This is a genomic window from Nitrospinota bacterium (assembly GCA_016217735.1).
GTDB lineage: Bacteria > Nitrospinota_A > UBA7883 > JACRGQ01 > JACRGQ01 > JACRGQ01.
Genome location: JACRGQ010000020.1, coordinates 1 through 13,053, shown reverse-complemented (window position 1 = coordinate 13,053; position 13,053 = coordinate 1). Strand labels below are relative to the sequence as shown.

Below are 13,053 nucleotides of genomic sequence, written 5' to 3'. Positions count from 1 at the left end.
TTAAGGGTAATATATCCCCATGATGTTCCCACGGCAGATGAATTTTCCCCCGGCACGGGAAAAGCCCTGAATGGCGGCGCGACGATGTTGACACTCACTCCTGAACAGATCAAGCGGCAACGGTACCGCTTCGACATGTTCAATGTGGCGCGCATTTACGGGGCGGTGTCGCTTTTCAGTCCGGCGGAAAACACCGTCTTCGGGGCGGTACCCCTATTGCTCCACGCAAACTATACCGGCATCGAGGGGCTGAAACCCGTGCTGGACGCCCCCGCCGGAATCCAGAAGTTCACCCCGCGTGAACAGCACCTCAAAGCGCTGGCGGAAATCGCCCCGGGCGCGGCGGGCCATCCGGCCCACAACCCCAAAATCCTGTCGCTCGCGCTCATCGGCAGCCTGGGGACGGTGGCGCAGACGCACAAGTCGGATTTCGACTACATCCTTTTCATCGACAAGCGGGAGTTTTCGCAGACCGATCTTTTTTCGCTCAAGCGCAAGCTTGCCGCCATCGAACAGTGGCTTTACCAGCGGCACCGGGTGGAAGCGCATTTTTTTTTGCAGGACATTGGCGAGTTCCGCCTGAATCTTTTCGGGCAGACCGACCGCGATAATGTCGGCTCGGCGTTGGGAAAACTCTTCAAGGACGAGTTTTACCGCACCGCCATATGGGTGGCGGGGCGCAAGCCGCTCTGGTGGATCATCCCGCCCGATTACCCGGAGCTGGAGTCGGCGGGACTCTACGCCGCGCTCCAGCGGCGGGGGGTGGAGGACCTGGACGAATACATGGATCTCGGCCACCTTATCCACGCCGAGGAAGAGGAGTTTTTCGGCGCGGCGCTTTGGCAGATCAACAAGGCGCTCGGCTCCCCTTTCAAATCGGTGTTGAAAATGGGATTGCTGGAAAGCTACCTTTTCAATCCGCTGGCGGGGCTGTTGTGCGAGGAAGTGAAGCGGCGCGTTCTCAGCCAGGCCGGCCCGCTGGAGGAGATCGACCCCTACATCATGATGTTCGAGCGGGCCAACGCCTATTACGCGCAGCGCGGGATGATGAAGGAGTTGGCGCTGGTGAAATGGGCATTCATTCTTAAGACCGGCATCGATCCGGACGACATCGGCCGATTGCTGCGGACGCGCACGGAGATGCTTTCGTCCAAAGAACAGGTGCTGGCCGCCATCATGAAGCGGTGGGGATGGCAGGGGGACGAGGCGGACGACCTGCAGCAGCTTTTCACGGGCGATCCCCAGCGGCGCTTAAGCTCCGTCGGGAAGGTCTACCGCTATTTCATCGACGCCTATATCCGCCTTTCGGATTACAAGAAGGAGCATGGCGACAAGCTGACGTATATAACGCGGGACGACATGACTGTTCTGGGGCGCAAGCTCTTCACCCATTTCGAGCAGGCGCCCGGCAAGATAGCCTTTCTCCACCGGGCCATCCCCGTCGAAGCGCAAAAACTCACTTTGGCGCTGGAAAAATCGGCGCGGGGGGAGCGGGGTTGGGAACTCTATACCGGCAACCCCTCGGAAGTGACCGCCGGGATCTCCACCGTCCAGCCGCTCAACCGGCTCAAATCGCTGGTGGAGATGCTGGCCTGGATGGTTATCAACGGCATCTGGAAGCCGAAAATAAAATTCTACTTCCGCAATGAACCGGGAATCCCCTATGCCGTGGAGGACGTGGAATATCTGCTTCGCAATCTGCATGGCTATTTCACCGATAACCGGCACGAATCATCGCGCGACGATTACCTTGGCGAACGGACCATTATCCGGGCGTTCGTCATTCCCAACTTCGGGCTGGTGGAATCGCCGGGGGAAATCCGGCGGGTCGACATGATTTTGCACGATTCCTGGGGGGAATTCCGCCGCGTTCGCATGGGCATCAACCAGGCGCTGATGGAAATGGCCGCCATGCTGTCCGCCGCCGAACGGGCCGGGAACAAGGTCGATTTGAAAGTGGTTTCCCTTCCCTCCCAAAACGACCCCCGTCTGGCGCATGAATTCGAGTATTCACTCGCCAAGACCCGCGAGGCTATGGAACATGAGACTGCCCATGTTCGAAAAGCAACGCTTGATTTAGACTAGCGTATCCGGTGTAATCTGTAACAGTAATGACCACCGAAAAGATGCTGAACAAAAGCAGGGTTTATTTCCTGATCGCCGACGCCGACAGCGCCAAGCGGGAGTCGATCGTGGCGATGCTGAAGGCGCAGGAGTATACCCACTTCGATCAGGCGTCCGACGGCGCCTCCGCCTTCCACATCCTGAAGCGGCGGCCGATCAACTTCATAATCGCGGCGTGGGATATGCCGCAGATGAGCGGCATGACGCTGTTGAAGGTGGTCTCGGCGGACGAGGAGCTGTTCAGCATCCCCTTCATACTGGTCTGCGGCACCATCAACCGCGACATGGTGGTGGAGGCGGGAAAATTCGGCGTTACCGCCATCATGCTGGAGCCGCTGAAAGCCGGCGTGCTGGATCAGAAAATCGCCGCCATCCTCACCAGCGCCCCGGACAGCGCCACCTCCAAGATCGAGGACCTCTTCACCAAGGCCAAGCAGTTGGTCGCCGCCGGCAATCTGGACGCCGCGCTCGCCATCTACAAAGAGGTGCTGGCGATGGGGGAAGACGCCGATGTCTACTACAACATCGGCTATATCAAGGCGGCGCAGGGGAAGTACGATGAGGCGATCATCGCCTTCCGCAAGGCGGTGATGATAAACAATTTCCACGGCCGCGCCTACAAGATGATGGGGCAGGTGTACATCAAGCTGAATGAGCAGGCGGAGGCCGAAAAATGCTACGAAAAAGCGGGCAAGATATTCCTCGAACGCAATATGGACGACGAGGCGGAAGAGGTTTTCAAGGAGGTGCTTCGCATCAACCCGCAGGTGGTCAACATTTACAACTCGCTTGGCATTATCTACCGCCGCCGCCACAACTACACCGAGGCGATCAATCTGTATAAACGGGCCATCGATGTCGATCCGGACGACGAAAACATTCTCTTCAACCTGGGGCGGGCCTATCTGGACGCCAAGAACGTCGAGGAGGCGAAAAAAAGCTTTCTGCGGGCGCTGGAGAAAAATCCCGGCTTCACGGAAGCCAAGAAAATGCTCCAGGCCATAGAAATGGGATTCTAGCCCTCGGGTATGCGGTATGGCTGATTGGCACGTCTATCTGCTGACATGCGCCGATGGCGCCTTCTACTGCGGCGTGACCACCGATGTGAAAAAGCGGCTCGCCGCGCACAATGGCGGCATGGGGGCGAAATACACCCGCGCCCGCCTGCCGGTGCGTCTGCTGGCGAAAAGCCGGCCCCTGTCGAAAAGCGATGCCCACAAGGCTGAAGCCCGCATAAAAAAATTGAAAAAGACCGAAAAACGGCACGCCGTAAAAAAGCTCTAATGTGTGATTATAACATTGATTATTCATGATAATGGTTGAAAAATAAGCCACTCCATCCGCGGGACCAGTTCTTTTTATAACCAATAAGTGTTATATAATAAAGGTCGTGTCGAAACGATACCTGATATGAAACGATAAAATACCATTTAATTTTTTTGCGGAGTTATGACGAAGCACTATCGAAAACATCAACGCATATTGCTGGAGGGGCTTGGCCTTGCCGGAGAGCTTATCCTGCATCCCGACCCGAAACCGGTCAAAACCGTTTTGATGGACATTTCGGAGGCGGGGGCGGGGATCCGGCTTGCCGATCCGATAAGCGAAGAGCAGAAACGGATGCTCGACTTGCTGGTTCGCAACGCGCAATCGGGGAAACTGACACCGGTCGCCTTTTCTTTCAATAACTCCAAAATTCCCGTTGTCATCATGAACACCTGGAACGGCGACTGCTACGGTTTCACCATCAGCGAAAGCGGCCATCAACAGCTCGCTTCGCTGGCGGCGCGGGGGCGTTCGTTTTTTCAAAACCTGGTGCAGGGGGCAATAAGCAAGGGGGCGAAGGAGTCCGGCTTTAACGAGTATCCGATCCTAGCGATGGAGTTCCTGCCGCCGGACATCCGCGTCTTCGTTGAAAGCCGGGAGTTCATCGCGCTGTTTATGCCGGTGCTGGCCGCCACGATCGTTGAGAACATCCCGATCATCAGGGGGAACATATCCACCGCGCAGGACATGCAACGCCTGCAGGGGATGTTGTTTCGCGTCCTCAAGGCCCAGGGGAAGGATATTCGTCTCATGATGGGGGCCGCGATTCACTTTCTGCACCAGCAACAGCGCGAAACTCCCCTTGAAAACCTGGTTGGCCCCGCCGTCAAGCATCTCTTTGAGGATAATCGCCTGATCAGCTTCGAAGAGCAGGCGCGCCTGCGCGACATCTTCGTGGAGGAGATGGCCGCGCGCCGCCGCGCCGCCGAAACCAAGGCGGCCGCCGAAACCGCATCGCGCGAAACCGCCGTTCCGATTTCATCTTTCAAGGCGATTCCGGAGAAGCACCCGCTGGCCAACATCATTAACGCCCGGTTCGACGCCTTCAGCAGGAAGACATTTTTCATCCAGAAGCTGGCTCCGGCCACCACCCACCACTACTTCAACAAGTACATCCCGCGCGACCACGAGATGATCGAGATCGCGCAGGAAGACCCCCGCCTCGCTAAAACCATGCTTCCCCGCTGGGTGCAAAACGAGTTGCAGGAAATATCCAGCGGCAAGGATCGAAAAACACAGGGGGTGATCGAGGAGCATTTCCGCCTGGCGATGTTCGAATACATGATGGGCCGCCGCGCGCAGAATATCACCCACGAGGAAATCCACGACCTGTTCGAGGGGAAGATACCGCCCCAGTTCAACGGTGTGCGCGAAAAATTCCTCAACGCCGTCTGCGGCCTCATTCATCCCGGCGTACAGCTCCGGTTCGGCGATTTCAAGGCGGACATCGAATTCGAACGGGCTCAAAAACGGGCGGAACGGGAAAATGAACTCCGCATCGCCAAGCTCCCCCCCAACGAACTGGTCAAGGAATTTCTCTGGCCCAAGGTGGTGGCGATGGGCGTGTTATTCCCGTTGCAGCGCGAGTTTGCCAAGGCGTGGGTGACCGGCGAACAGCAGCTCATCAGCATTAACGCCTTGGGGGGCGTGGTGGTGATACCGTCCGAGGCATACGGGGAATTCGCGTCACTGTTGAGCAAGCACGGGCGTGACGGGGCCAAGCCGGTCGATTTTTTTGACAAGGTGGATTTGGGGGAGATGTACCGCCGCACCGTCAAAATGCGCGATGGCACGGAGGTGAAAGACGTTTTTGGCCTTTATGTGGATACCTTGGAGCCCAAAGCGGCGCGTGAAAGCGCGCTCGACAAAGTGATCAGCAATCCGGCGCATAGCGTTTTTTACATTCTTAACAAATCGAAATCGTACTTCTCCAAGGCGTTCGGCCTAAAATCCCCCGAGGCCATAGACCTGGTGAACCGCTCCATGCTCACCGTACAACAGGAAGCGAAAGAGTTTATATAGCCTGTTTGCCCCGTGCCGCCTGGATATTCGCCCGGCGGGCCGCGCATTTGCGGGGGAGGGCGGTTATTTCCAATCTAAATATGCCCGATTTCCCCGGCGGTGCGTTTTTTGACGTGGGCCACGGCGGCCAGTTTTATTTTGCTGGTCAATATTTGGGTGGCGGTCGCCAATCCCTGGTACATCTTCAGGTCTTCTTTGTCGATGACGTCGAATGCGCCGATCTCCTGCGCGCGCATCCGCTGATTGCTCCCTTTTTGCGCGACGGAACTGACCACGATGACCGGCAGGGGCATGTGCAGCATCAGTTTTTTCAGGAAGGTGACGCCGTCCATTTTCGGCATGATGATGTCGAGCGTCAGCACGTCCGGGTTGATTTCCAGCATCAGGCTGCGGGCTTCGTAGGGATCGCCCGCTTCGCCCACCACGTGGATTTCCGGGTCGGCCGAAATCGCCTTGGTGATGATTTGGCGGATGGTGGGGGAATCGTCCACCACCATGACGCGGATCTTGCGCCCGATCATGTCCTTTTTCTTTTCTTCCAGCTGCTTGGTCATCTCGGATTTTTCGATGAGCCGCATCTCCACGTTGCCCGTGGATGTGTTGAAGAATATTTTGCGGCCGTTCACGCCGCCCGTGTCCATCGTGAGCACCTTGATGCCGTGGCTGGCCAGCATGGCGCGGGCGGTCTCGATGTTCTTCTCGCCAATGCCGACGCCGGCGCTCAAGTGTCCCACCACCGCGCCGCCGCCGTACACCTTGGCCGCGAGGTTTCCTTTGTCGGTGTCGAGCCTCAGCATCATCTCCACCAGCTTGTCGATGGCGTAGTCGCCGTATTTTCCCTTCATCTCCTCGGTTTTCAGGCCGGTGGGGAGCATATAGTGGTTCATGCCGCCCGCTTTGAGCTTGGTGTTATAGAGGCATATGGCCACGCACGACCCAAGCAGGGTGGCGATGACGGCCGGCTGGCGCGATACCGCCATTTCACCGGGAAGGACAAATATCCGTTTTTCTTCCATATCGTTTCGTCTTTTCCTAGTTGGAGGATTGTTCCACGACCCCTTGGATATTCAGGATCATGGCAAGCCTGCTGCCATCATATACTGAAACCCCTTCAAAGGGGGATGGACGGCGCAGCGTTCTCACGCCGAGCGGCTTGTAAATGATCTGCCGTTGGCCGATTACATAATCCACCAAAAAGCAGGCTTTGGTCTTTTTCCGCTGAACCATCACCAAAATCCCGTCTTCGGGATTTTCAGCCTTGCCGTTGATGCCGAACAGGTTGTGCAACCGCACCAGCCGCACAATCTCGCCGCGCCGGTTGATAACCTCGGCGTTTTTCTCAACCGAATAGATGTCCGCCTTATTGGGGCGGAACGATTCAAGAACCGATTCCACCGGGATGAGGAACACGCTTTTTCCAACAGCCACGGCCAGCCCTTTTTGGATGAGGGTGGTCTGGGTGAAGGGAATGGTTATTTTCACCGTCAGCCCTTTGCCGTGCTGGTTGTCCAGCTTTATGGTTCCGCCCATGTCCTGCACTGTCGAGACCACCACGTCCATTCCCACGCCGCGGCCCGATGTCTCGGTCACCTGTTCGGCGCTGCTGAATCCGGGGGCGAATATGTTATCCAGCAGTTCTTTTTCAGGCAGCGCGTTCGCCTCGGCCTGATTCATGAGCCCTTTGGCCACCAGTATGCGGCGGATTTTCGCGGGGTCGATTCCTCGGCCGTCGTCCACAAGGGTGATGGCAAGCATTCCACCTTGGGGGGCGGCGATAAGCCGGATGGTTCCCTCCTCCGGCTTGCCGGCTTTGAGGCGCTCATCGGGGGGTTCAAGCCCGTGGTCGATGCTGTTGCGGATCATGTGAACCAGCACGGTCTCCAGTTTCGCCACGAAACTTTTGTCCACGGCCGTGTCTTCCCCCTCGATGACGAGACGGACGCGCTTGCCCAGCGCCATCTGGGTGTCGCGCACCATGCGGGGAAGGCTTTGGAGCGCTTCGCCAATGGGCACTTTACGGATGTCGTACAGGTCGCGCGAGAGCGTTTCGGAAAGCTCCTGCAGGGAGCTGATGGCATCCTTAAGCGAGTTCATCGTCTGCGCCCTGTTTCCTTCGGCGAACTGGGTTTGCAGATAGTTGAAGAATTCCGAGATGGTCACCAATTCGCCCGCCATGTCGATGGTCTTGTCGAGCGCCCCCTGATCCACCTTTATCTGGCGTGCGCGGATGTGTTCCGCCGTTTCGGCCGCCGCGCCGGTTTGGGGATGCGCGGCGGCTTTCGCCGCCGCTTCCGGCTTGATCTGCGTGAGCATGGCGCGGTACTTGGCCCATGCCTCTTTGGTGATCTGGGCCAGGATGTCGTCGAAACCCGTTTCGTCGTGGTACAGCATTTCCAGATCGTCGCGCAGGTTTTGCAGCAGTTCAAGCGGCGCGGCCTGCCCCTGTTCGCCGTGCTTGGCGATCAGCGTTTCCAATTCGCCGAAAACTATGGCGGAGTAGTTTTCGCTCATTTTGCCGGTTTCCACATCGGCCAGTATCCCCAGCACGCTATAGTACTCGCGTGATACGTCCATCCCTTCGCACAATAGCGGATCCCCCACGCTGGTGCGCCGGTCCGCCAACAGCCTGGGAGCCGTCCGCCGTATCACCCCAAGCAGTTCGCGCATCGGTTCATCGGCCTCCAGGTGTTCTTTGACCTCCGGCCGGTTGAGGAATTTCAGCAGCTCGATCCGGAGGTTTTCGTTTACCCTCTCCTCGCCCCCGGATTCCAGAAGTGCATTGAGCTCGGTGATATATTCTTCCTGTTTCGGCGTGAGCTGTTCTTCCTTCAGCGTGCGGTGCAGCGCCGCGAACATCGCTTTCAGATGATCCATGCCGCGCAGCACGATATTGGTGATTTCGGTATTCACCTCCATCTCCTTGTCGCGGACGCGGCTCATGAGGCTTTCAAGGCAGTGCGCCATCATCTTGATGCCGGTGATGCCGAAGAGGGAGCAGTTGCCCTTGAGCGAGTGCATGCCGCGGAAGATGTTGTCGATTGTTTCCCGGTCGTCGGGATTCTGCTCCAGCCGGAGCAGGTCCTTTTCGAGGCTTTGGAGCGTCTCGGCGGCCTCGGCGAGGAAGTTATTAAAAATTTCCTGCTCGCTTGTTTCTTTCATCACTCTATCTGCTTGTAATTAAGCCCATCCAAGTGAAGCGGGGAAAATCTTCCGCTCTCCGCGTAACTCCACAAACAAGTATACACTATCGGCATTTTCGTCCTCGCATTTTGTAGTGTTTCATTTCAGTTTCCGGATTCTTGCCAAAAGCGGAGAGGCGTATTCGCCGTGTCCCGCGCGGCCCCCTTTCAACTGCCCGGATACTATGGTAGAGTTAGCGAAGCTTTACTAAATAAATATATTTGAAAGATGGAGGCGAGAGCATGAAGGGGAATCTGAAAAGCTGGATGTTTATGTTTGCTGTAGCGGGCGTCATAGCTTTGGCCGCGGCCTGCGGTTCGAAAGGCGATGCCGGCCCGTCCAACTGTCCTTCCGCCGGCACCGGCGATATGAATGCGCCGGCCACCTCCGTGGCCAAATCCGGCACAACCCTCACGTTTACCTGTGCCGACACCGCCACCGTCATTTCAGGCGCCACCACCGTCGCCTCCGGATGTGGCAACACCTACTACTCCGTCAATGGCGCCGCGTGGGTCGCCGGGCTCACCTACGCCGGCACCGCCGGTGAGACGGTCAGGTATTTTTCCTACGACAAAGCCTGCAACCAGGAAAATATCAATACCACCACCATTTAATTATCCCGCGTAAAAAGAAAAAGCGGTTCGCCTTTGGCGAACCGCTTTTTTTTTTCGTTTGAGCGTTACTTGAACCGCCGCTTCAACTCTTCAAACACGGCGTCCGGCGCCACGCCGATATTCGCCAGCGCCACCAGCATATGGAACCAGAGGTCGGCCGCCTCGTACACCGCCTCTTTGGCGTCTTTTTTTTGGCAGGCCATCACGAACTCCGTCCCTTCTTCGCCGATCTTCTTGAGGATGGTGTTTTCCCCCTTGTCGAACAGCTTTGCCACGTAGCTCCCCTCGGGGCGTTCCGTTTTGCGCTGTTGGATGATCTGGTACAGCCGCTCGATGATCCGTTCGTCGGCGGGGGGGGGCGGTTCTTTGACGGCATCGTCCTTTTTCAATTCGGTGAAGAAACAGCTCACCGCGCCGGTGTGGCAGGCGGGGCCGGCCGGCGTGACGCTGACAAGAAGCGTATCCAAATCGCAGTCGTACAGGATTTTTTTCACCTTTTGCACGTTGCCGCTGGTATCCCCTTTTTTCCATATTTCGCCACGCGAGCGGGACCAGAAGTGGGTGTAGCCGGTCTCGCGCGTCAGCCGCAGCGTTTCGGCGTTCATCCATGCCATCATCAACACCGCGCCGGTGGCGTCGTCCCGCACAATGGCGGGGATCAGCCCCCGCCCGTCGAATTTCAGTTCAATACCGCTCATAGCCGCACCTCCACGCCCCGTTCCTTCAGATACTGCTTCGCCTGCGCGATGCTGTATTCCCCAAAATGGAAAATCGAGGCGGCCAGCACCGCGTCCGCCCCGCCGGTGGTGAACCCTTCGTACAGGTGTTCGAGGTTCCCCACGCCCCCCGATGCGATCACCGGGATGTCGACCGCGGTGGCGATCGCGCGGGTCAGTTCGAGGTCGTACCCCATTTTGGTGCCGTCGCGGTCCATGCTGGTGAGCAGGATTTCCCCCGCGCCGTAATCGCGCATTTTTATCGCCCATTTCACGGCGTCGATGCCGGCCGGCTTGCGTCCGCCGTGGGTGAAGACTTCCCAGTGATCCCCCGTCCGCTTGGCGTCTATGGCCACCACGATGCACTGCGTGCCGAAGCGGAACGAGGCGCGGCGGATAAATTCCGGCTCGTTCACGGCGGCGGTGTTGACGGCGACTTTATCGGCCCCCGCCTTGAGGAGGGCGCGGATGTCTTCCTCGGTACGCACGCCGCCGCCCACGGTGAGCGGCATGAAGACTTTGTCGGCGGTACGTTCCACCACGTCGATGAGGGTTTTGCGCCCTTCGTGGCTGGCGGTGATGTCGAGGTACGTCAGCTCGTCGGCCCCCTGCTTGTCGTATGCTTCGGCGACAGCCACCGGGTCGCCCGCATCGCGCAGCGCCACGAAGTTCACCCCTTTCACCACGCGGCCGTCTTTCACGTCGAGGCAGGGGATGATGCGGCGCGTCAGCACGGTCATATTCCCTTTTCAAATTCCCGTATGGCGGCGGCGAGGTCTATGGCGCCGGTGTAGAGCGCCTTGCCGATGATCGCTCCCCACACTTCCGGAATGGCGGCGAGAGCCGCCAGATCGGCGCGGGAGGAGACCCCGCCGCTGGCGACGAGCGGCAGGCGCGAAGCGCGGGCCATCCCGCGGATGGCGTCGATATTCGCCCCTTGCATCATGCCGTCGCGCGCGATGTCGGTGAAAACGATTCCGGCGATGGGCCACATTTCCATCCGCTCCGCCAGTTCCAGGGCGGTGGTGCCGCTGGTGGAGGTCCAGCCGTCGCCGGTGGCCATGCCGTTCTTGGCGTCGATGCCGGCCAGCACTTTTCCCGGGTGGGCGCGCGCGATTTTTTCGGATTCCACGGGGTCTTTCAGCAGCAGGGTGCCGAGCACGATCCGCTCCACTCCCGCGTCGAAATAGTTGTCGGCCGCGGTGCGGCCGCGGATGCCGCCGCCGATCTGGACGGGGCATTTCACGCTTTCGCAGATGCGGCGTATGAGCGGGCCGTTCTTGGGTTTTCCCTCAATTGCGCCGTCAAGATCGACGAGATGGATGACCGAAGCTCCCGCGTTTTCCCATATTTTTGCCTGGGCCACCGGGTCGGTGTTGTACACCGTCTCTTTGTCCATTTCCCCCTGGATCAGGCGGACGCAGCGCCCCCCCTTGATGTCGATGGCCGGAATGATTATCATTGCTCAAGTTTACTTCATTGAAGGTTATTTTTATTCACATTTTCTCATGCGTCCCATAGAATATATTTCAACTCGGCGATGGCGATACGGATTTTTATGGCGGGGGGACGATGACGCTGGAAGACAAACCGCTGATCCTCGTGGTGGACGACGAAGAGAGCAACATCATCGTTTTTAAGCGTCCGCTGGCCAAGGCGGGCTATACCGTGATCGGGGCCTCCGGCGGCGCGGCGGCGCTGGCGGCGGCGGCGCAAAACGACATCGACGTGATTCTGATGGACTGGATGATGCCGGGGATGAGCGGCGTGGAAGCCGCCGCCGCGATAAAGGCCACCGCCAAAGGGCGGCTTATCCCGGTCATCATGGTCACCGCCAAGTCCGGGCAAAGCGACATCAAGGCGGGCCTGGACGCCGGCGCCGACGACTACATCACCAAACCGGTGAAAATGGAGGAGGCGTTGGCCCGCATCCGGAGCGCCCTGCGGCAGCGCGCGCTGGAAAAGGGGCTTCACGAGGCGAACGAACAATTGCTGCGGCTGATGGCGCTCAAGGACGATTTTCTGAATATCGCCTCGCACGACATCCGCACACCGCTCACCGCCATTCTTGGGTTCGCCGATGAGCTCCAGCGTGAGGATACCGGCCCGCTCAACGACACCCAAAAACATCACCTGAATATTATCGTGCGGGCCGGCAAGCGGCAGCTCAAACTGGTGAACGACCTTTTGGACCTCGCCCGTATCGAAACCGGCAAGGACGAGCCGCGCAAAACCCCGGTGGTGATGGACAGCCTGCTGGCGGAGACATGCGAGTCGATGCTCTACACCGCGAAGGAGAAGGAAATCGCCCTTTCATGCGCGAAAGGGTGTCCGGAGGCGCTGATGGCGGACGAAGGGAAAATTTTGCGGGTGCTCTCCAATCTCGCCGGCAACGCCATAAAATTCACCCCGAAGGGAGGCGCCGTGGCGGTCTCGTGCAAGGCGGAAGCGGGGGAGTGCATCGTCACCGTGGCCGACAGCGGCGTCGGCATCCCCCCGGAAGAGTTGCCGAAGCTTTTTGGGAAATTCGCCAAGCTTTCATCCCGGCCCACGGCGGGGGAGCATGGATCCGGCCTGGGGCTTTCCATCACAAAGCACATTATCGAGATGCACGGCGGGCGGATATGGGCCGAAAGCGCGCCGGGGCGGGGGACAAGCCTCCATTTCGCGCTTCCCTTGGGGCGCTAATCCGGATTCCGAAGCTTCCTCCCCTCATTTGAGGGGAGGATTGAGGGAGCGGCGGAATAAATATGCGGCGGCGAAGCATCGCGGAGCCAGCCGAGCACGAACCGCTGCGGAAACCCGCTATAGCGGGAGGTGGGGTTAAAGTAATAGCCGTTGTCCTGATAAAAATTGAGGTCCGGAATTGAAATGACCAAACCGGGCTGGAAGTCCGCTTCAAGGGGATTTGGCTATTTCCCCCGGTTTTTTTGGTAGATACGGTCTTGCGCGTCAAGCGGTTTTCATGTGCAATTTCGGGTTAAAGGCGGTTTTGTTTTTAAGTATGCCGTAGGCGATGTGCAGCAGTTTCCGCATGACGGCGATAAGGGCCACTTTTTTCGGTTTTCCCG

The 13,053-nt window shown here is 58.3% G+C and carries 12 protein-coding genes; 6 read left to right on the top strand and 6 right to left on the bottom strand.

From position 1 onward, the window contains the following. The first annotated feature begins 84 nt into the window (after positions 1-84). The 4 genes from HZA03_03075 (at position 85) to HZA03_03060 (ending at position 5,472) form a co-directional block, all read left to right on the top strand. Positions 85-2,085 carry a class I adenylate cyclase gene (locus tag HZA03_03075; GenBank protein MBI5636935.1) on the top strand — a complete coding sequence of 667 codons (2,001 nt, stop codon included), beginning with the start codon at positions 85-87 and terminating at the stop codon, positions 2,083-2,085. 26 nt (positions 2,086-2,111) lie between these two features. Further along, positions 2,112-3,143: a tetratricopeptide repeat protein gene (locus HZA03_03070; protein ID MBI5636934.1), complete on the top strand. Its 1,032-nt coding sequence runs from the start codon at positions 2,112-2,114 to the stop codon at positions 3,141-3,143. A gap of 16 nt (positions 3,144-3,159) precedes the next feature. Continuing rightward, positions 3,160-3,408, top strand: coding sequence for a GIY-YIG nuclease family protein (locus HZA03_03065; protein ID MBI5636933.1), 249 nt, complete (start codon positions 3,160-3,162; stop codon positions 3,406-3,408). Between the two features lie 165 nt (positions 3,409-3,573). Next, positions 3,574-5,472, top strand: coding sequence for a hypothetical protein (locus tag HZA03_03060; GenBank protein MBI5636932.1), 1,899 nt, complete (start codon positions 3,574-3,576; stop codon positions 5,470-5,472). A 74-nt stretch (positions 5,473-5,546) separates the two neighbouring features. Here the strand turns inward: HZA03_03060 and HZA03_03055 are convergent, their stop codons facing one another. Beyond that, positions 5,547-6,488 (bottom strand): response regulator, encoded by a 942-nt coding sequence (locus tag HZA03_03055; GenBank protein ID MBI5636931.1) that lies wholly within the window; start codon positions 6,486-6,488, stop codon positions 5,547-5,549. Between the two features lie 16 nt (positions 6,489-6,504). Then, a complete protein-coding gene (locus HZA03_03050; GenBank protein MBI5636930.1) occupies positions 6,505-8,634 on the bottom strand; it encodes a chemotaxis protein CheA in 2,130 nt (709 codons plus the stop codon). A gap of 290 nt (positions 8,635-8,924) precedes the next feature. Here HZA03_03050 and HZA03_03045 point away from each other — a divergent pair, with 290 nt between their 5' ends. Continuing rightward, on the top strand, positions 8,925-9,266 hold the full coding sequence (locus HZA03_03045; GenBank protein MBI5636929.1) for a hypothetical protein: 342 nt from the start codon (positions 8,925-8,927) through the stop codon (positions 9,264-9,266). A gap of 65 nt (positions 9,267-9,331) precedes the next feature. Here the strand turns inward: HZA03_03045 and HZA03_03040 are convergent, their stop codons facing one another. From HZA03_03040 to hisA, 3 genes are read right to left on the bottom strand one after another with little or no spacing between them, the layout of a single operon-like run. Beyond that, complete coding sequence (locus tag HZA03_03040) at positions 9,332-9,964, bottom strand: bifunctional phosphoribosyl-AMP cyclohydrolase/phosphoribosyl-ATP diphosphatase HisIE (protein MBI5636928.1); 633 nt, start codon at positions 9,962-9,964, stop codon at positions 9,332-9,334. Further along, complete coding sequence (gene hisF / locus HZA03_03035; GenBank protein ID MBI5636927.1) at positions 9,961-10,716, bottom strand: imidazole glycerol phosphate synthase subunit HisF; 756 nt, start codon at positions 10,714-10,716, stop codon at positions 9,961-9,963. The genes HZA03_03040 and hisF overlap by 4 nt, the downstream gene beginning before the upstream one ends. A 2-nt stretch (positions 10,717-10,718) precedes the next feature. Then, on the bottom strand, positions 10,719-11,444 hold the full coding sequence (gene hisA / locus HZA03_03030) for a 1-(5-phosphoribosyl)-5-[(5-phosphoribosylamino)methylideneamino]imidazole-4-carboxamide isomerase (protein MBI5636926.1): 726 nt from the start codon (positions 11,442-11,444) through the stop codon (positions 10,719-10,721). Between the two features lie 110 nt (positions 11,445-11,554). Here hisA and HZA03_03025 point away from each other — a divergent pair, with 110 nt between their 5' ends. Beyond that, a complete protein-coding gene (locus tag HZA03_03025) occupies positions 11,555-12,670 on the top strand; it encodes a response regulator (GenBank protein MBI5636925.1) in 1,116 nt (371 codons plus the stop codon). 264 nt (positions 12,671-12,934) lie between these two features. Here HZA03_03025 and HZA03_03020 read toward each other — a convergent pair. Continuing rightward, the coding region (locus HZA03_03020; protein ID MBI5636924.1) for an IS110 family transposase at positions 12,935-13,053 on the bottom strand (119 nt) is incomplete at its 5' end.